General features: G+C 64.5%; 19 protein-coding genes. 6 read left to right on the top strand and 13 right to left on the bottom strand.

The window, feature by feature from the left end; translation table 11 throughout:
* The first annotated feature begins 24 nt into the window (after nt 1-24).
* Nucleotides 25-591, top strand: a complete 567-nt coding sequence (locus RBA41_RS02790) for a metal-dependent hydrolase (protein WP_306620823.1) — start codon at nt 25-27, stop codon at nt 589-591.
* Here RBA41_RS02790 and RBA41_RS02785 read toward each other — a convergent pair.
* Both RBA41_RS02785 and RBA41_RS02780 read right to left on the bottom strand, forming a co-directional pair.
* On the bottom strand, nt 588-1,154 hold the full coding sequence (locus RBA41_RS02785; RefSeq protein WP_306620821.1) for an NAD(P)H-dependent oxidoreductase: 567 nt from the start codon (nt 1,152-1,154) through the stop codon (nt 588-590). The two genes, RBA41_RS02790 and RBA41_RS02785, sit on opposite strands and share 4 nt — an antisense overlap.
* A gap of 48 nt (nt 1,155-1,202) precedes the next feature.
* A complete protein-coding gene (locus tag RBA41_RS02780; protein WP_306620819.1) occupies nt 1,203-1,628 on the bottom strand; it encodes a MerR family transcriptional regulator in 426 nt (141 codons plus the stop codon).
* A gap of 276 nt (nt 1,629-1,904) precedes the next feature.
* Between RBA41_RS02780 and RBA41_RS02775 the strand changes: the two genes are divergently transcribed.
* Together RBA41_RS02775 and RBA41_RS02770 are read left to right on the top strand one after the other, a co-directional pair.
* Nucleotides 1,905-3,158, top strand: a complete 1,254-nt coding sequence (locus tag RBA41_RS02775) for a hypothetical protein (protein ID WP_306620817.1) — start codon at nt 1,905-1,907, stop codon at nt 3,156-3,158.
* Between the two features lie 99 nt (nt 3,159-3,257).
* Nucleotides 3,258-5,069: a DUF4153 domain-containing protein gene (locus RBA41_RS02770; RefSeq protein ID WP_306620815.1), complete on the top strand. Its 1,812-nt coding sequence runs from the start codon at nt 3,258-3,260 to the stop codon at nt 5,067-5,069.
* An 89-nt stretch (nt 5,070-5,158) separates the two neighbouring features.
* On the opposite strand, the gene RBA41_RS02765 is transcribed toward RBA41_RS02770, so the two are convergent.
* The 6 genes from RBA41_RS02765 to RBA41_RS02740 are packed head-to-tail and all read right to left on the bottom strand — an operon-like array spanning nt 5,159 to nt 11,098.
* Entirely contained in the window at nt 5,159-5,830 is a 672-nt protein-coding gene (locus RBA41_RS02765; protein ID WP_306620813.1) for a hypothetical protein, read from the bottom strand.
* The gene (locus RBA41_RS02760) at nt 5,827-6,780 is read right to left on the bottom strand and encodes an MlaD family protein (protein WP_306620811.1); all 954 of its coding nucleotides are present in this window, start codon (nt 6,778-6,780) and stop codon (nt 5,827-5,829) included. The genes RBA41_RS02765 and RBA41_RS02760 overlap by 4 nt, the downstream gene beginning before the upstream one ends.
* A gap of 12 nt (nt 6,781-6,792) precedes the next feature.
* Nucleotides 6,793-7,596: an MlaE family ABC transporter permease gene (locus RBA41_RS02755; RefSeq protein WP_306621343.1), complete on the bottom strand. Its 804-nt coding sequence runs from the start codon at nt 7,594-7,596 to the stop codon at nt 6,793-6,795.
* A gap of 6 nt (nt 7,597-7,602) precedes the next feature.
* On the bottom strand, nt 7,603-9,843 hold the full coding sequence (locus RBA41_RS02750; protein WP_306620809.1) for a RelA/SpoT family protein: 2,241 nt from the start codon (nt 9,841-9,843) through the stop codon (nt 7,603-7,605).
* 5 nt (nt 9,844-9,848) lie between these two features.
* On the bottom strand, nt 9,849-10,199 hold the full coding sequence (locus RBA41_RS02745; protein ID WP_306620807.1) for a RidA family protein: 351 nt from the start codon (nt 10,197-10,199) through the stop codon (nt 9,849-9,851).
* An 8-nt stretch (nt 10,200-10,207) separates the two neighbouring features.
* Nucleotides 10,208-11,098, bottom strand: coding sequence for an alpha/beta fold hydrolase (locus tag RBA41_RS02740; protein ID WP_306620805.1), 891 nt, complete (start codon nt 11,096-11,098; stop codon nt 10,208-10,210).
* Between the two features lie 111 nt (nt 11,099-11,209).
* Here RBA41_RS02740 and RBA41_RS02735 point away from each other — a divergent pair, with 111 nt between their 5' ends.
* The gene (locus RBA41_RS02735) at nt 11,210-12,004 is read left to right on the top strand and encodes a 3-hydroxybutyrate dehydrogenase (protein WP_306620803.1); all 795 of its coding nucleotides are present in this window, start codon (nt 11,210-11,212) and stop codon (nt 12,002-12,004) included.
* Between the two features lie 35 nt (nt 12,005-12,039).
* Here the strand turns inward: RBA41_RS02735 and RBA41_RS02730 are convergent, their stop codons facing one another.
* The 4 genes from RBA41_RS02730 to RBA41_RS02715 form a co-directional block, all read right to left on the bottom strand.
* A complete protein-coding gene (locus RBA41_RS02730; RefSeq protein ID WP_306620801.1) occupies nt 12,040-12,537 on the bottom strand; it encodes a hypothetical protein in 498 nt (165 codons plus the stop codon).
* Nucleotides 12,538-12,610: 73 nt separating this feature from the next.
* Entirely contained in the window at nt 12,611-12,886 is a 276-nt protein-coding gene (locus tag RBA41_RS02725; RefSeq protein WP_306620799.1) for a hypothetical protein, read from the bottom strand.
* Between the two features lie 32 nt (nt 12,887-12,918).
* Nucleotides 12,919-13,545 carry a hypothetical protein gene (locus tag RBA41_RS02720; RefSeq protein ID WP_306620798.1) on the bottom strand — a complete coding sequence of 209 codons (627 nt, stop codon included), beginning with the start codon at nt 13,543-13,545 and terminating at the stop codon, nt 12,919-12,921.
* 89 nt (nt 13,546-13,634) lie between these two features.
* On the bottom strand, nt 13,635-13,958 hold the full coding sequence (locus tag RBA41_RS02715; protein ID WP_306620795.1) for a low molecular weight protein tyrosine phosphatase family protein: 324 nt from the start codon (nt 13,956-13,958) through the stop codon (nt 13,635-13,637).
* A gap of 304 nt (nt 13,959-14,262) precedes the next feature.
* On the opposite strand from RBA41_RS02715, the gene RBA41_RS02710 reads away from it, so the two are divergent.
* Complete coding sequence (locus RBA41_RS02710; protein WP_306620793.1) at nt 14,263-15,564, top strand: dicarboxylate/amino acid:cation symporter; 1,302 nt, start codon at nt 14,263-14,265, stop codon at nt 15,562-15,564.
* A gap of 58 nt (nt 15,565-15,622) precedes the next feature.
* Here RBA41_RS02710 and RBA41_RS02705 read toward each other — a convergent pair whose 3' ends face one another.
* Nucleotides 15,623-16,339, bottom strand: a complete 717-nt coding sequence (locus RBA41_RS02705) for an SIMPL domain-containing protein (protein ID WP_306620791.1) — start codon at nt 16,337-16,339, stop codon at nt 15,623-15,625.
* Nucleotides 16,340-16,525: 186 nt separating this feature from the next.
* Between RBA41_RS02705 and RBA41_RS02700 the strand changes: the two genes are divergently transcribed.
* Nucleotides 16,526-16,921, top strand: a complete 396-nt coding sequence (locus RBA41_RS02700) for an energy transducer TonB (RefSeq protein WP_306620789.1) — start codon at nt 16,526-16,528, stop codon at nt 16,919-16,921.
* The last annotated feature ends 5 nt before the right edge of the window (nt 16,922-16,926 follow it).

Raw genomic sequence — 16,926 nt, 5'->3', positions numbered from 1 at the left:
ATACCAACCGCTCCGCCGCTTCCCATGCCAACCATCCTGTCCCACCCCGCCGTTCCTCTCGCCATCGGTCTGGCATTGGGTTCCCGGATCATCCCCGGCCGCTTGCTGGCAGCCGGCGTGGTGGCGTCGATCCTGCCGGACTTCGATGTCATCGGCTTGCGTCTGGGAATTCCGTATGCGAACGAGCTGGGCCACCGGGGCGCGTCCCATTCGCTGGCGTTCGCCATCGTGCTGGGACTGCTGGCGGCAGCGTTCGCGAGCCGCCTGCGCGCATCGCGCCTGGCCGCCTTCCTGTTCATTGCGGTGTGCACCGTATCGCACGGCCTGCTCGACATGTTCACCACCGGCGGGCTGGGCGTGGCGCTGGCCTGGCCGGTGTCCGACGCGCGCCTGTTCTTCCCGGTCCGCGTGATCCGGGTCAGCCCGCTGTCCCTGAAAACGTTCCTGGGCGCGCGGGGCGTGGTCGTGATGCTCTCCGAACTGCTCTGGATATGGCTGCCGGCCGCGCTGGCCGGCCTCGCGCTGTATGTCGCCCGCGGCAAGCAAGGAAAACAGGGAAAACAAGGCAAGAAGGGCAAGGCGCGCGCTTAAATTCGCCCGGCCAGTTCGCAGGCCTGGGCCAGCCACTTGCTGCGCCGTTCCGGCGTCGAATCGAGTACCGGCCCGCACAGCAGCGTTTTCACCGGCGTCACGCCGCAAAACTCCAGCGTGGTCTTTTTCATCTGATGAATGGCAGGCGCGCGATAAGCCAGCCGGAAATACCACGGCGGCGTATCCATCGTCACCAGCAAATGCGCGCTGCGCCCCGTCAGCAGCTTGTCCGGAAAGGCCTTGCCCTTGCGGTATTTGAATGCGAAACCGGGCAACATGATCCGGTCCAGAAAACCTTTGAGCAGCGCGGGAATGCTGCCCCACCAGACCGGATACGCAAAGACCAGGTGATCGGCCCACGTAATGAGCTCCTGCGCGGTTTTCAGGTCCGGTTCCAGTTCCTGGACCACCTTGTAACCGTGATGCAGGATCGGATCGAATGCCAGCCGGTCCAGTTCCAGCAGCCGCACCTCATGGCCCGCAGCCGTCGCCGCCGCCGCATAGGCCGCCGCCAGGGCGCTGCCGAAGGTCTCCTGCGACGCATGCGCCGCAATGACCAACACACGTCGTGATCCTGTTTTATTACCCATTGTCATCCCCTGAAAAAAGTTTCAGGAAGTATGCAGCTTGTCCCTTGGGGCAGAGTCAAGCGGCTTGTCGATGCAATCGGCCAGCATGGGCGGCACCGGCGCTGTCAGGCAAACGCCAATCTCGGCACAGACTTCGCCGAGTTTGCTGTCGAGCTGCTGCAGGCGCGCCACTTCGACGCGCAATGCCACGCGGCGCGCCTCCAGCAGCGCCACCAACTGGCCCCAGTCGGGAACGCCCTTGCCGGACAGCAGCAGCGGGCCCATGTCGGCCAGCCGGAATCCCAGCGCCTGCACCTGGCGGATCAATTGAACCTGATACACATTCTGTTCCGAGTAAATGCGGTACGTTCCCTTGCGGCCGACCTGGCCCAGTAATCCCAGTGATTCATACAGCCGGATCGCTTTTGGAGAGGCATTGGCGCGGCGGCCTAATTCGCTGATATACATACTCGTCCGTGAATTGTTAAATTGGTGAAAGACGAAAACCCGGGCAGCAGTTTATCCGCTGCGGCCGTCCCTTGGTGCAGCCGATTTAATATCGACATGCACCGAAACAACCAGTAGTTTTTTTCCGACAAAATTAAATCTCTGATAATTTCGACACTATGCGCCGTGTATAATCGCGGCCTTCGGTGCTGTTTATTCAATATTAACTTTTATAGTTGTACGGATATACATATGTGGCACCTTACACTTTACTGAAAAGGAATGACAGCGATGCGGATGCGTATACTTGGACTGATTTCGGCGACGGCCCTGACTGCCTGCGGCGGCGGCGGCGGCGATACGACACCGGCCCCGACGCCAGCCATCCCGGTTGCACCCGCCGTGCCTGTCACGCCGCCGGTCGCGCCGGTGATTCCGGTCACGCCGGCCGAGCCAACCCCGCCAGTTCCAGTCGTGCCGCCAACCCCGGCCGACCCGACACCAGCCACGCCGGTAACGCCGCCGGTTCCGGTGACGCCGCCAGTCACGCCGCCGGTGCCAGTCACGCCGCCGGTACCAGTCACCCCACCGGTGCCTGTCACGCCACCGGTCACCGAACCGACCGTGCCTGCCACGCCGGCCACCGGGCCGTACACCCTCCCCGCGCGCACGGTCGGCGACTTCGCAACCTATTCGGACGTGACGATGGGCTGGAGAGTGTCGATTACCCAGCGCATCACCAAGGTCGATGCCAATGGCGGCTGGGAAAACGCCGATTCGGTGAGCCAGGAAAAAGGCGCGCAAACGATTGAAGTCTTCGACAAGGACGGCGGCATGCTGTCCACCAACTCGTCCGGCTACGGCTGCACCGTCACCTATGCGCCGGCCGCCCTGCAAGCGCCGCCTAGCGCAACCGTCGGCGCCAGCTTCGAGTACGCCAGCACGATGTCGATTCCTTGTTCCAAGGAAGAATCCTCGCGCGCGCTCACCAGCAAGGGCAAGGTCGTTGCCATCGAAAGCAAGACCGTTCCTGCGGGCACGTTCACCGCCCTCAAAATCGTTTCCAGCGAAACCAACTTCGACCTGCGCACCACCGGCGCCTCGGCCAACTACTGGGTCGAAAAAACCTGCTGGCGCGATACCGTCACCGGCCTGATCATTGCCTGCAACACGTCGACCGACTCCAAAGGTACCGGCGGCATGAGCTATTCCAGCGCCACCGAACTGGCCAGCTTCTCGCAAGCGGCGACCAAGCGCGAATTCCTCGATCCGATCCGCTTCGCCGGCCCGTGGACGGGCAGCTTCGGCGCCTACTACGGCACCTGCGACGTCAACATCACGTTCACGGGCCTGATTACCGGCGCATGCAAGGCGGCCACCCGCACTACCTCGGTGACGGGTAGCGTCGACAAGGCGGGCGTGGTAAAACTGGCCATGAGCGTGGCCGGCGGCGCCACCGAAACCAACGTCGGCCAGGCAGCGCTGTTCGACATGAGCGGTTCATTGGCCGGCGCCGCCGCGCCAGGCAACTGGGCGCTCAAGCACAAGTAAGCACGAAAGGCCGCGTCGCGCCATCATGGGGCGACGCGGCTGCCGCACCGGGCGGGCGCCGCCCACTCCTGATCAATAAGCGAGCACAACCACACCACCATGCCCACTGACCCCGTTGTCACCGCCCCGGAAACTCCGAAACACATCGGCCTGGCGCGCGCCGCCATCGGTCTGGTGCAGGGATTGCTGCTCTACCTGCTGTTCTCCGACAAAGTCTTCACCAACCCTCTGATTCATACCGCGGCGCTGCTGGCCTGCGCGCTGGCGCCCGTTGTCGCCATTTCCGGCCTCGGCAACCTGCGCCCCGCCATGCTCGGCCTGTGGAGCGCCGTCGTCGCAACCGCGCTGACCATGATCGGCATGCATGCCGCCTGGCGCGAAACGCGGCTGCTCGAGGACCCGGCGATCATCCCGACATGGCCCACGATGCTGCCGCTGGTGTGCGCTTTCAGCCTGATCATCCTGTTCATCGCACACTCGCTGGTGCTTGCCGCGGCCCAGGACCGGCGCCGCCTGGCAAGCTATGCCACCCATTTCGATATCGCCTGGAAACTCTTCATCCAGCTGGCGTTTTCGGTGTTCTTTACCGGCGCGCTGTATCTCGCCATGTGGCTGGGAGCGTCCCTGTTCGATCTGGTCAAGATCCGCTTCCTGACCGAGCTGATGAAGTCGTCCGCGTTCCTGAGCCCGCTACTGGCCTGCGCCTTTGCCTGCGCCCTGCACCTGACCGACGTGCGCCCGGCCATCGTGCACGGCATCCGCGGCCTGCTGCTGGTGCTGATGTCGTGGCTGCTGCCGGTCGCCACCCTGCTGATCGGCGGTTTCGTGCTGTGCCTGCCGTTCACCGGTCTCGATGCGCTGTGGGCCACCCGCCACGCCACCGTGGCCCTGCTGGCGGCGGTCGCCCTGCTGGTGGTGCTGATCAACGCCGCCTGGCAGAATGGCGACATTGGCGACTCCGTGGCGCGTGTGGTGCGCTTCTCCGCGCGCATCGCCTGCGTGCTGCTGCTGCCGCTGACCGCCATCGCCATCCATGCGCTGGGCCTGCGCGTGGCCGACCACGGCTGGACCTCGGACCGCATTTTCGCGGCCGCCGCGCTGCTGGTGGCCAGCTTTTACGCACTCGGCTACTTGTACGCGGCCATCGACCGGGGTGGCTGGCTGCGCCGCGTGGCGCCGGTCAACCTGGCGGCGGCGTATGCCGCCATCACCGTCCTGCTGGCGCTGCTCTCCCCGCTGGCCGACCCCGACCGGATCGCCGTCAACAGCCAGATCGCCCGTCTTGAAAGCGGCGCCGTCAGCGCCGCGCAGTTCGATTACAAATTCCTCAAGACGCAGTCCAGGCGCTACGGCACCGCCGCCCTGCTCAAGCTCAAGGAAGGCAAAACCGGCCCGCAGGCCACGCTCGCCGCCGGGCACGCCACGCGTACTCTGGCCGAGTCCGATGATTACGCTGGATTTGAACAGCACACCGTCAAGCCCGGGCAATTGGCAATGTGGCCCGCATCGGCCAGCCTGCCGGCCAGCTTTCCGCTATCGGACTGGGAGCGCAACACCGGCGTGCCGCCCTGCCTGACCGAGGGGCAAGGACGCTGCGATGTGTTCCTGATCGATTTCGATGCGGACGGCAAGGATGAAATCCTCATGACCGCCATCGGCGCCTTTTCCGTACCCGTGGTGTTTTCCGAAACGCCCGCGGGCAAATGGAGACTCAGCGCCAGGTTGCACGGCATGGCGCAGTGCCAGCTCTTCGTCGATATCCTCAAGCGCGGCGACTACAAGCTGGTAGCGCCGCGCACCCGCCAGATCGAGATCGCGGGCGTGCCGCTTCGCGTGGAACCGGTCGGCGCGCGCGCGCTGTCGTCGTGCGTCGACCTGGAAGTGGCGATCAGGCCATTAAGGACGCATTAGCGGGCGCGCCGTTTAACAACACGGCGAGCACGCTCCATTTGGCCATGGTGCGCAGGGAATGATTCATAAAGCCTTCAGGGTTGAGAAAATCAGGGGGCCGGAACCGTTGCGGCGCCCGCCAGGTCGATGCGGCGCTGCAGGCGCGCCGCCTCCACCGTGTCGCCGGCGGCCTGCGCGCGCTTGAGCGACACGCCCAGCCACATCAGCAGCGGCCGGCGCCAGCCCTGCTCCGAGGCGGTGCCGGTGGCCACGGTGATGTCGGCCGGCGCAATGCGCGCCTGGCGCATCAGGACCCCTGCGGCGACAAGGCGCGACAGCGGGTCGCTGATTGCCGCCAGCACGCTCTTGCCGTCGGCCGCGCGCGCCGCCGCCACCACCGCGCGGTGCTGCTCGGGCAGCAGCGCCGCATCGAGTCCGTCCCAGCGGCCGGCCAGATAGGCCGCATACGCGCGTTCGGCCGGCGTGGCGTCCTGCGCCAGCGCCTCGAAGGCGGGACAGGCATCGTATTCCAGGCTTGCCACGCGCGTGGCGCAGCGCACCAGTTCCGCATGCGCCACCAGGTCGGGACGGCCGGTGCTGGCCATCTCGCCGCGCGCACGCGCAAATTCCGCATCGGCGATATGGCTGTCGCCGCGCAGGTAGGCATCGCTGAACGCGGCCAGCGCGCTGCCGGCGTTACCCTTCCAGGCGGGCGGCGGCGGGTTGCTGGTGCAGCCGGCGAAGGCCGCGCACAGCAGCGCAGCGAGGCAAATGGTTTTCATGGCAGTTTCAGCTCCGTCTCGCGTGCAAAGGGCCACTTGCGGTTGATTTCATCGATCAGGCGCGTCACCTTGCGCAGGCTGGCGTCCACTTCGGCGCGCAGCGCGCCCAAATCCCTGGTCGCCACCTTGGCGTTGGCGCCCACGGCCTGCGCTTCGACCAGCACCGCATCGACCTTTTTGAGGCTGTTGCTGGCATCCTTGAGCACTACCTGCAACTGCACGATGGCCAGCTGCGCCTCGTCCATCACGCCCTGCTTGCCGAACACGCGCTTGTCGGCCTTGAGCAGCAGAGCATCGACGTGGGCCAAAGTTTGCAGCAGCTTCCTGGCCTCGGTGTCGCTGCCCAGCGCCGTGCCGAGCAAACCATATTTGCCCGACAGGCGCCCGGTCGCGGCCTGGATATTCGTCAGGCTGGTATTGATGGCCGAATCGCTGCGCGTCATGTTGTCCAGGTTTTCCAGCAAGGCACGCGCGCTCGCGACCAGGCGCGGAATCTCGGCGGCGGTGTCGCCGCGCAGCACCGTGCGCACCGAGTCCGGCGGCAGCACCGGGTCGGTCAGGATGCCGGTAAACGCCTTGATGCGCGTGTCGCCCACCAGCCCGCGCTCGATGGTGAATACGCTCGACGTCTTGAGCCACCTGGCGTCCTTGCGCGGCACGTCGATCAGGATGCGCACCTTGCCGTCCGGCGCCAGCTCCACGCGCTGCACGCGCCCCACCGGAAAGCCGGAGAAGGTCATGTCCATGCCGGGAATAACGCCATCCGAATCCTCGGACAGCAGCACCAGGCGCTGCGTGCTCTCGAACACGCCGCGCGCGTACATCACGTACAGCAAAAAAGTGACGATCAGGGCGCTCATCAGCACCAGCAGCACGACCGCCTTGACTTCAACGTTGGCGACCGCTTCGGCCGGCGCATCGTCCGCCGGATTGGTGTTGGGTTGGCTCATGTTCGATTCCATTTAAATGTACTTGACGGCCAGCGAGCCGGCTTCGATCAGCAGCAGCACGAACAGCAGGCGCACCGCGCCCGGCTGCACCGTCGACGACGAGGTGCGCCCGTAGCGGTGCGATTCCAGGATGGCCGCCGTCGGAATCACCGCCACCGACAACCCGAAGAACACGGTTTTGAGCACGAAGCCGATGGTCACCGCCGGATTGAAAATGCGGCCCACGGTGCGCGTGTAGTCGCCCATGCCCCATGGCGACAGGCCGTACACGCTCATATACGCCAGTACCAGCACGATCACGCTGCTGACCATGGCCAGGCTCAGTACCGCAAAGGCGTTGGCGATCACCTGCGGCACCAGGTCCCGGCGCAGGCGGTTCTGGGCCTGGCGCGAGCGGTCCGGCGTGGCGGCGGCGGCCAGCGCCAGCGCGTCGCCCGCGTTGAACGCCAGTCCCGCGCGCAGCGCCACGAACATGGCGGCGGTAAGGGGAATCAGTTCGAGCACCAGCACCCGCACCACCATTTCGAGCGCGTAGCGCGACAAGCCATAGCTTTGCGACGTGACCACCACGACCCGGATCAGCACCAGGCTGACCAGCGCGGCAAGCACCGTGAACCACGGCAGCACCTGCCAGGTGCTGGTGTAGATATAGCGCGAGGTGGTCAGGCGGTTATCGCGGTTGTAGGTCGAGGGCGAAAACGCCATCACCAGCGCGATCGCCCCCAGGTACACCATGTACCACCAGCTGAACACGAAACGGAATGCGTGCCGGCCCCAGTCGCGCGGCTTGGAGTAGAGGAAGGACTTGGGCAGCATCGCCACTTACTGCCGCCGCGCTTCTTGCACGCCGCCCACCTCCATGATCGCCCCCAGCGCCTTTTGCAGCTGCGCGGTCGAGCCGATTTCGGCGGTGAACGTCATGCGCGCCTGGCCCTTGGCACTCTGGGTATTGACGCCGATGACGTTGATTTTCTCGCGCGAGAACACCTCGGAGATATCGCGCAACAAGCCCTGGCGGTCGCCGGCGAGGATGAACAGGTCGACCGGATAGACCGTGTCCTGCCCGGCCCGGCCCCAGTCGGTATGGATCACGCGCTCGGGCGCCTTGGTGCGCATTTCAGCGAAGTTCTTGCAGGTGGCGCGGTGAATCGACACGCCCTTACCGCGCGTGACAAAACCGACGATGCCGTCCGGCGGCGCCGGTTTGCAGCACTTGGCCAGCGCCGTCATCAAGCCTTCGGTGCCGACCACCAGCACGCCCGACTTGGCGCCCTGCTCCACGCTCGACGCTCGGCTCTTGTTAAGCACCACCGCGTCTTCCGGCACCACCACTTCGCCGGTATCGTGCAGCGCCTGTTCCACATGGCGCAGGCTGAATTCTTCCTTGCCGACCGAGATGAACAGGTCGTCGACCTTGGCAAAGCCCAGCTTATGCGCCAGCTGTTCCAGGTTGACGGCGGTCTTGCCTTCGCGCTGGAGCGATTTTTCGACCATGGCGCGCCCGTGCGCCAGCGTCTCCTCTAAATCGATGGCGTGGAACCAGGCGCGCACCTTGGCGCGCGTGCGCGTGCTGACCGTGTAGTCGGCATTGAGCCAGTCGCGCGACGGGCCGGCGGTGCCGGGCGCGCCCTTGGCGGTGATGATCTCGCAGGTCTGGCCGTTCTTGAGTGCCGTATTGAGCGGCACCATGATGCCGTCCACGCGCGCGCCGCGGCAGCGGTGCCCGACTTCGCTGTGCAGGTGATACGCAAAGTCGATCGGCGTGGCGCCGACCGGCAGTTCCAGCACGCGCGCCTGCGGCGTGAGCACGAAAATGCGGTCGTCCAGCGTGGTCGACTTGAGTTTTTCCACCCACTCGCGCTGGATTTCTTCCTGCCCGACAACGGCGTCGGCCACGTCGGTCTTCCAGGCCAGCAGCTGGCGCAGCCAGGCGATCTTTTCGTCGTAGGCCTGGCCCCTGAAGTTGGACCCGCCCTCTTCCTTGTAGCGCCAGTGCGCGGCAATGCCGTACTCGGCGAAGTTGTGCATTTCCTGGGTACGGATCTGCACTTCGAGCGGGCGGCCATCGTCGGCCGTCACCACCGTGTGCAGCGACTGGTAGCCGTTCGCCTTGGGACGCGAGATGTAGTCGTCGAACTCCTTCGGAATCGGGGTCCAGATATTGTGCACCACGCCCAGCACCGTGTAGCAGGTCTTGTCGTCGGCGACGATCACGCGGAAGGCGCGCACGTCATAGAGTTCGGTGAAATCGAGCTCCTTGCCGCGCATCTTGCTCCAGATGCTGTAGATATGCTTGGGCCGGCCGAACACTTCGGCCGTGATGCCGGCCGCCGCCAATTCGTTTTGCAGGCGCAGGATGGCCGACTGCACGAAGCCTTCGCGCATCATGCGTTTTTCTTCGAGCATCTTGGCGATGCGCTTGTAGGTATCGGGCTCGATGAAGCGGAACGACAGGTCTTCCAGCTCCCACTTGAGCTGCCAGATGCCGAGCCGGTTGGCCAGCGGCGCATACAGGTCGAGCGTTTCGCGCCCGTAGGCGCAAGTGAGGTCGTCGAAGCGCTTGATGTCGGCAAAATAGCGCAGCGTCGTCACGCACGAAGCCAGGCGCACCAGCACCACGCGCATGTCGGTGGCCATGGCCAGCAGCATCTTGCGCAGCGTTTCGACCTGGGCCACGGCTTGCTGGGCCGCGTTCTTGCCGCGCCCCACCGTCTGGTGGCCGACCGTCATGTCGCGCAGCCGGATCAGCTGGCGCACCCCGGTCACGAGGTCGGTGGCCTCGCGCCCGACCCGCGCTTCCAGGCCCGCCACGGCCTGCGGATCGAGCACCGTCAGCTCGAACATCAACCCGGCGATGCGGGTTTCGGCATCGCTTCTTAAATACGCCAGGGTGCTGGCCACGCCGACGGCGAAATCGAACGCGTTCTGGCCCGAGCTGCACGCCATGTCCTTGTAGGCGTCGCTCGCATAGGCGAGTGCCGACTCCACGCGCGCGCAGTCGTCAGGACTGAGCCCCTGTACCAGTTCGGCCGTTGTGCTGCCGAGTGCTGCGATCGAGACCATGCGGCTTAGCGCAGGGCTGCGGTAACGACGATTTCAACCAGGCATGCGGGATTGGCCAGCTTCGATTCGACGGTAGCGCGCGGCGGCGTGTGGCCGGCGGCGACCCATTCGTCCCACACCGTGTTCATGCCCTCGAAATCGGCCATGTCGGCGATGAAGATCTGGGCCATCAGGATGCAGCTCTTGTCGCTGCCCGATTCGGCCAGCAGGCGGTCGACATGGCCCAGCACCTCGCGGGTCTGGCCGGCGATATCGGCGAGCGTGTCGTCGGCAATCTGGCCGGCCAGGTAGACCGTGCCGTTGTGGATGGCCACTTCGGACAGGCGTTTTCCTACGTGCAGTCGTGTAATTTCCATAATGTCTTTCAAGTACCAATCAAAAATTGTCGTGCAATGGCGATCTGGTCGCCGTGGATGAAGGTCGGGGCATGGCCCACGTTGGCAATCTCGACCAGGCTGGCACACGGGCCGCGCCCGGCCATGATGGCGGCCGTCTCGCGCGAGAGCAGGTCCGAGTGTTCGCCGCGCACCAGCAGGGTCGGGCAGCGGATCGCATCGTAGGCGGCCCACAGCATGGCTTCGTCGGCCTGCGCGCTTTCCGGCGTGGCCGAGCGAAACGGCAGCGCCAGGCCCATGTCGTAATGCCGCACCCACTGGCCGTCGGGCTCCTGGCGCAGCACGTCGCTGGCCAGCTTGTGCCATTCGTCTTCGGAGTGCTCGCCGAACGACTGCGACACGTCGCGCACGAACCGCGCGGCCGCGTCGAACGTCGGGAAACGCAGGTCCTGGCCGATGTAGTCGCCGATCCGCAGCAGCGCCGCCGGGTCGAGCGTCGGGCCGATATCGTTGAGGACGAGTTTGCGCAGCGGGGTGTCCGGCAGCGAGGCGAGCGCAATGCCGATCAGGCCACCCATCGAGGTGCCGAACCAGTCCACGCCGTCGCTGCCATTGCCACCACCGCTGGCGGTGACGCGCGCGATCAGGGTCACCATGTCGCTCACGTACTGCGGCACGCGGTAGAACTGCGGGTTGCGCAGGCGTCCGGAGCGCCCGCGCCCCACCACGTCGGGGGCCACCACGCGGTAGTGGCCGGCCAGCGCGCGCGCCAGATTGTCGAAATCGTCACCCACGCGCGTGACGCCATGGGCGCAAATGAGCACGCGCGGATTGGCCTCGTCGCCCCACTCCTTGTAGGACATCTGGTGCAAGCCGGCGGGCGAGATGCACTGGACGGATTTGATTCTTGCTTCGATCATGCCGGCTCCTCGTTGGGCGTCATCCGTCGCCACTTTTAAATATGTGCTTCAATCTTCACTGCGTTTAGAATTCTACATCATCAACCCCAAACTCTTTCTCTAGAGGACACAATGAAATCAAGTATATTGAGCGGTAAAACCGCTCTGGTCACCGGCTCGACCTCGGGTATCGGCCTGGGAATGGCGCGTTCGCTGGCCCAGGAAGGGGCCAACATCGTGTTCAACGGCTTCGGCGACGCCCAGCACATCGAAAAACTGCACACCGACCTGGCGCGCGAATTCGGCGTACAGACGGCTTACCATAACGCCGACATGTCGAAACCGGCCGACATCGAAGCGATGATGCAGTTCGCGGCCGACAAATTCGGCGGCGTCGATGTGCTGGTCAATAACGCCGGCATCCAGCATGTGGCCAATATCGAGGATTTTCCGGCCGAGAAATGGGATGCCATCATCGCCATCAACCTCACCTCCGCCTTCCACACCTCGCGCCTGGCGCTCCCAGGCATGAAGCAAAGGAACTGGGGCCGCATCATCAACCTGGCGTCGGTGCACGGGCTGGTGGGGTCGGCGCAGAAATCGGCCTACGTGGCCGCCAAGCACGGGCTGGTCGGCTTTACCAAGGTCACCGCGCTGGAAACGGCCGGCACCGGCGTTACCTGCAACGCCATCTGCCCGGGCTGGGTTCTCACCCCTTTGGTGCAAAAACAGGTGGACGACCGCGCGGCGAAAGATGGCATCAGCATGGAACAGGCCAAGAAGGCCCTGCTGAGCGAAAAGCAGCCGTCCGGCGAATTCGTCACGCCGGAAGAACTGGGCGCACTGGCTGTGTTCCTGTGCAGCCCCGCCGGCAACCAGGTGCGCGGCGTGGCCTGGAACATGGATGGCGGCTGGGCCGCGCAGTAAGGCGCGCAGGCCGACGCCGGCATCGGCGCGGCTGCTTACCTGACCTCGATGGTGCGTGCGCGCGCGCCGGTGTTTTTGGCGGCCGGGCCGCAGGCGTCCGACGCGTAGTGCAGGGCGACCGCGTAGGTTTCGTCGGAAAAGCGGCTGATCAGCAAGCTTTGGGAGGTATCGACCGAGGCGCCCTTGGCGCGGTCGGTGAAGCACACTTCCAGGTCTTCGATGCCATCGTTGTTGATATCGGCGCGGCGCACCACGCGCAGCTGGTAGAACCAGCGTTCGCCATCGAAGGCGACCACGTCGTCGCCGCTGCGGGTGGGCACCATGCCGAAATCGGTGAAGGTGCGCAGTTCCGGCGTGCGCCGCGAGCCCAGCGAACTGCGTACCGAGGCCAGGTCGAAGTTATCGGCGAGGAATCGGCCCAGCTCAAGCTGGGGAAAGAACGATGCCACCGGCTTGGGCGATGGTTTGGGCGCTGCGTGCAGCAGGGCTGGTGCGATCGCGAAAGCCAGCAGTAAATGACGGATTGTTCTCATGGCGGGTTCCCGAGGTGACCGACGCAAGGTCGAAAGCATGACTATACCGCTTGCGGCGTGGTCACATGAACAATTAAGACGCCGGCATCCGTCCCATCTCGGCGATATTGCCCATCGTGCGCTCAAGGTCGCTGGTCATCGCGTCCCAACGCTCCCGATCGGCGCTGCCGGGTACCGTCAAGCGCTTGGCGGTCAGGACCAGCTTGCGCGGGCGCGCCGCGGCAAAAGCGAGCATGCGGTCCATGATGCCGAACTGCTCGCGCTGGAATGCACCGACCAATCCCAGCATCGATATCCTCAGGCCCATCGCGTGCTGCAAGTTGGCGATGACTTTATCGTGAGACGGCATGCCGTTTGTCTTTAGCTGCGCGCGCGCCTGCGCTACCAGCGCCTGCGCGGCGACCACGTACGCGTCTGCACCGGACGACATCCGCACCAGATTGCGGCGGCTGCGCGACGGGCCATCGGCGCTGACCAGGTTGGCGGGACTGAGCAGCTCCTCGCTGCCTCGACACCGGGCTTGGCCGCTCCCTCGCGCGCGGCGAACAGGCGCGCTTCGGGCGTCGCGTTGAACGCGTCCACCGCTGCATTCTTCACGCCGGCAAGGGCTTGCTGCGCCACCGGATTGGCGTAGGCTTTGGCCAGCGCGCGCGCTTCCTCGATGCTGATGTGCGGGCGCATCGGGAACAGGATCGCGCACAAGGCCTCGGGGGTGGCGCGCTGTACGAAATAGTGGGCATTGGCGCGCTCGGCGGAAGTCGCTCCCGCAGCACTGTCGATGATGGCCGGCAGCCGCTGTTCGTAGTGCAGCGCCGTCAGCAAATCCCAGAGCGCGGCGCTGTGCGGTTCGGGGACAGCGCGGGCGCGCTCGGCGGCGTCCATTGCGGCATCGGCGGCAGCAGCCGCAGCGGCGGCAACGGCGGAATTAGGGTCGGGCGGCGCGGCGTGACCGGCGCCAGGCAGCATGATCAGCGCGCAGGCGGCGCCGCGCAAAAGCAGATTTTTCATTGGTGGGGAGGTCGGATGGACGATGCACGCGTTGCGTCCGTCCTGAGGACGATAACGTTTCTGTACTGCAATTATACGCGTCGCGCCGCTTAACGCAGGAACTTCCCGGCCTTCGCCTCCAGAATGCTGACCAGTTCCGGCTGCATGTAGGCGTAATTGTCGGGAATATCGAGGCAGATGACCTTTTTTCCGTTCAGATGGGCGCGGAAGCGCTCGCCGAGGCGCCGCCGGTGCGCCTTTTCCATGACGAACACGACGGTGGCCCAGGCAATCTGCTCGGGCGACAGCGGCACCGAGGCGTCGCCGCCCAGCCCGGCCGAGTCGGTCTCGACCCCGGGCCAGCTAGCGAAGACCTGCTCCGCCGTCGGGCTGCGCAGCCGGTTTTGGCTGCAGATGAATAGGGCTCTTTGCATGGTTTTCCTTGTACGTGGAGCGCGACATCGGCTTGCTTGTGCCCGACACCTTGGCCAGCACGGCCGCACGCACGACATCGTACGACGGCTGGCCGATATAAAAGCCGGGCGTCTCGTGATAGCCCGCGCCATACTGGTCGAGATGATGCTAACAGAGATACAAGCGTTCAATCAAACATAATCCTGCCGCGCCACGCCGATCGCAACGGTGCGCGAAAGTCGCGCACTGCGGATATCCACAATAGATGAGGTTCCCGATTTGGATAAAGATACATTCATTCCAATATCGAACGGAGACACCGTCATGAAAAAGCCCTTCTACAAGATCCTGTATGTGCAGGTTCTGTTCGCCATCGTGTGCGGCGTGCTGCTCGGCGTGTTCTACCCAAAACTCGGGGTCGACATGAAACCGCTGGGCGACGGCTTCATCAAATTGATCAAGATGATCATCGCCCCCGTCATTTTCTGTACCGTGGTCGCCGGTATCGCCGGCATGCAGGACATGAAAAAAATCGGCCGCGTCGGCGGCAAGGCGCTGCTGTACTTTGAAGTGGTGTCGACCTTCGCGCTGGCCATCGGCCTGGTGGTCGCCAACGTGGTGCGTCCGGGCGACGGCTTCAATGCCGATCCCGCCACGCTCGACACCAAGGCGATTGCCGAATACACCTCCAAGGCCAAATCCCAGAGCACCATCGACTTCGTGATGAACATCATTCCGAACACCGTCGTCGATGCCTTCGCCAAGGGCGACATCCTGCAAGTGCTGCTGTTCGCGATCCTGTTCGGTTTCGCGCTGTCGATGCTGGGCGAGCGTGGCCGTCCGATCACCAAGCTGATCGACGACATGTCGCATGTGATCTTCGGCGTGGTCGGCATCGTGATGAAAGTCGCCCCGATCGGCGCCTTTGGCGCGATGGCCTTCACCATCGGCAAATTCGGCCTGGCCTCGCTGCTGCCGCTGGCCAAGCTGATGGGCTCCTTCTACCTGACCTGCGCCGTGTTCGTGTTCGTCGTGCTTGGCCTGATCGCCCGCATGACCGGTTTTTCGATCTTCCGCTTCATCTCGTACATCAAGGAAGAGCTGCTGATCGTGCTCGGTACCAGCTCCTCGGAAAGCGCCCTGCCCGCCCTGATGCGCAAGCTTGAAAAACTCGGCTGCTCGAAATCGGTCGTCGGCCTGGTGGTGCCGACCGGTTACTCGTTCAACCTGGACGGCACCAACATCTACATGACGATGGCGGCCCTGTTCGTGGCGCAGGCCACCAATACCGACCTGACCTTCAGCCAGCAGTTGACAATCCTGGGCGTGGCGATGCTGACCTCCAAGGGCGCCTCGGGCATCACCGGCGCCGGCTTCATTACCCTGGCGGCCACCCTGGCCGTGGTGCCGTCGGTACCGGTGGCCGGCATGGCCCTCATCCTGGGCATCGACCGTTTCATGAGCGAGTGCCGCGCACTGACCAATTTCGTCGGCAACGGCGTAGCGACGGTGGTGGTATCGCACTGGGAAAAGGAACTCGATCACGACCGCCTCAAGAGCGAACTGGCGCATCCGACCCACATCGACGACGACCGCGAAATGTACCCGGTCCGCAAAGCCGCCTGACCGCCACCGACTTCACCCCCCTTCCCGCGGCGGCTCACGGCCCCTGCGGGAATTTTGCTTATTTGAGGCGGTAGATCACATCGACCGGCTGCGCAAACCTGAGCGCCATCACGGTCAGCACATCGGCCCTGTCCATGCCGGTCTGCGGCGACGAGCGGTAATTCGTCTCGTTCGGCGCCAGCCCCATCGCCCGCGTCAGGTTCTTCAGGTCGCCCGTACTGACCGCACTCGCGGGCCCCAGCTTGCGTCCCAGTCCCAGCGCTATCCCCTCCGCCTTGCGGCGCGCGATCTTGATCGCATCGGTAGCCAGTTCCATCTCGATTTTTTCGCGCTCGGTGCTATCGAACACCGTCATGAAGCCGTCCAGGTTCGGCATGTTCAGCAGCGGCGCCGCGGCGCCGCGCCACTTGGCCAGGTCGCGCACGTTGATGCGCACCCCGGCGCGGATATCGTACTGCACCGGTCCTGGCGCCGCATTCGGGTCCGGCTTGCGGAAGTCCTTGCGTACGTCGCGCACCTCCACATCCTCCAGCGGCACGCCCGCCTCCACCATCGCCGCCCGGATCTCGGTGGCGCGCGTCTGCACCACACCCACCGCCACGGCCGGATCGGCGTCGAAAGCGCTGATCTCGAAATCGATCTGCCCCAGGTCGGGCATCGCAGTCGTGGTACCGACGCCGCTGACATGGATGAATGGATAGTCGGGCAAGCCGGCAGCCTGCGCGGCCATGGGCAGCAAGGTCAGTGCGCCAGCGGCGGCGATCGTTTTGAACATGGTTTCTCCGGACGTTAATCTGATATTGAAAAACGCTAGAATAGATATTGTAGACAGTATTGTCTACAATAATTACACAGATAAAACAATGCGAAGAAAGTTATAGACAACTCTGTCTAGACAGATTAATCTATAAATCAGGCACCCGCCCAAACCACGGCGCACGACGCCAACCAAGGAGATTGCATGACCCCAAGCCCAACTTCGATCCCGGTCATTCCGGCCCGCCTGACACGCAGCCTGGCCCTGTTTGCCTTCGCAGCCGGCTGCATGGCCGGCGCTGCGCACGCCGCACCGGCCAAGGGCGGGAAAGCCCACGCCGTCGCCGACCTGACATCCTGCGCCAAACCGGTCTACCCGGCCGAGGCGCGCGCCGCCAGACATGCCGGCACGGTGAAACTGGCTTACCTGATCGGCGCCAGCGGCGATGTTGTCGACAGCAAGGTGAAAAAATCGAGCGGCCACGCCGCGCTCGACGACGCCGCCCGGAATGCGATCAAACTGTGCAAGTTCACCGCTGCCAGCGCCAAGGGCAAGCCGGTTGAAAGCTGGGCCGACATCGACTACGTGTGGACGCTGTAATCACA

Origin of the sequence: Massilia scottii (assembly GCF_030846495.1) — a bacterium.
Taxonomy (GTDB): Bacteria; Pseudomonadota; Gammaproteobacteria; order Burkholderiales; family Burkholderiaceae_D; genus Telluria_A; species Telluria_A violaceinigra.
This window is presented reverse-complemented; position numbering and strand designations above follow the sequence as displayed.